This window comes from Giesbergeria anulus (genome assembly GCF_900111115.1).
Lineage (GTDB): Bacteria > Pseudomonadota > Gammaproteobacteria > Burkholderiales > Burkholderiaceae_C > Simplicispira > Simplicispira anulus.
Genome location: NZ_FOGD01000033.1, coordinates 1 through 1,475 on the forward strand (window position 1 = coordinate 1; position 1,475 = coordinate 1,475).

Annotated in this window: 3 protein-coding genes; all 3 read right to left on the reverse strand. The window is 61.5% G+C overall.

Annotated features, from left to right (window positions below):
- Nucleotides 1–272 (reverse strand): sigma 54-interacting transcriptional regulator (locus BMX55_RS16900; RefSeq protein ID WP_281242852.1); only part of this gene is annotated, 272 nt, incomplete at its 3' end.
- A 233-nt stretch (nt 273–505) separates the two neighbouring features.
- Nucleotides 506–880 carry a DUF2946 domain-containing protein gene (locus BMX55_RS16030; protein WP_177172937.1) on the reverse strand — a complete coding sequence of 125 codons (375 nt, stop codon included), beginning with the start codon at nt 878–880 and terminating at the stop codon, nt 506–508.
- A gap of 142 nt (nt 881–1,022) precedes the next feature.
- The coding region (locus tag BMX55_RS16035) for an AAA-type ATPase lid domain-containing protein (RefSeq protein WP_281242853.1) at nt 1,023–1,475 on the reverse strand (453 nt) is incomplete at its 5' end.

A 1,475-nucleotide genomic window follows, 5' to 3' on the forward strand; every position in this document is an offset into this window, starting at 1 on the left:
AACAGTTCGGATTCGAACAGTGATTCGGGCAGGCTGGAGCAATCGACTGGCACCAAGGGCCGGTGGGCGCGTTGGCTGGCGCGGTGCAGGGCATGGGCTACCAGCTCTTTGCCGGTGCCAGATTCACCCAGCAGTAGCACACTGGCCTGCGAAGGGGCCACCTTGCCAATCAGGTGGTGCAGATACTGAAACTCCGGCGAATGCCCCACCAGCGCCGGTGGCTTGGGCAGCGCGGGTGCTGGTGGGGGTGCTACAGCATGGATGCAGAACATGGCATGGCTCCAGAAAACGAACCAGTGACAGGCCAAGCCCTTTGCACGCAGCATGGCACCTGCCATCTTGTTAGCCCCATACCATCACGGACAGCCACCACGGGCCACACCTTTATGCGGGGTGATCTCATCAACTTCTCCAAAAATGCGTGTGCTGTGTCGCCTACCGCTGGCAGGCAGACACAGGGGAGCACTACCGCAGTTTTTGCGGTAGTACCAAACTCAAAAGCAGGTCAGGAGAAGACAGGCGGCGCTCTGGCGTGGTGGGCGCTGCGGACAAAACGTTGAAACACCGTAGTGCTGCCACGGCCCAGTGCGAGGCGATGGCTCGCCACGGTGGGCAACCCCCATAGCGCAGGCTCGGAGGGCAACGCGGGGCAGTGGTGTTGCAGGATGCAGTAGCCACAATGCACGTCTGCGGCCACCGTGGTTTCGGGGGTGCTGGAGGCATCAAGATTGATGGCAATGCGTTGGACGCCTTGGCTGTTACATACCTCCACCAAAATGGTGGTGTTGCTCGCTAGCCATTTGGACACAGAAGGCGCTGCCGCAGCAAAGGCCATCACCCACAAGAGCCACCATGCGATGTGCCGGTGCCAGACGCCCATGCCTCTCATAACCAACTGGCTGTCCCGGAATGCAGCCTGCTTCTGCACTCTGTTGACGTTACAAGGGGCTGCATGGCCTGGATTTTTTTGATGTTCAGAGAAGGCTGGATTCTATCCAGCCACTGAGGGAGCAGGAGAGATGTCAACCCTGGCCTTCGCATGTCTCTTTGGCGGCATCGGTGCCCTTGAGCGAGCGCAGGCGGCGGTAGAGTGAACGCTCACTCATTCCTAAGCGCTGGGCCAGAGTGGCCCGACTGCCTTGGTGCTCGGCCAGCAGGCGCGCCAGTGTGGCATCGTCCAGCGTTAGGGCTGCCCCAACGGGGGCCGCTGCAACCACTGGGGCTAGACCACAGGTGAGCGCCTCGTGCATCTGTTCTGCACCGATAGTGTGGCCGTCGCACAGCAGGGCGGCGCGCTCCAATAAGTTACGCAACTCGCGTACATTGCCCGGAAACGATTGTGCTTGCAGTAGTGCCAGCGCCCCAGCAGCCAGTTGGAGTTTGCGCCCCGGTGCCACCCGCTCGAGCAGGGCTTGGGCCAGCGGGGCGATGTCTTCGCGGCGTTCGCGCAGGGGTGGCAAGTGGATCGGAAAGGT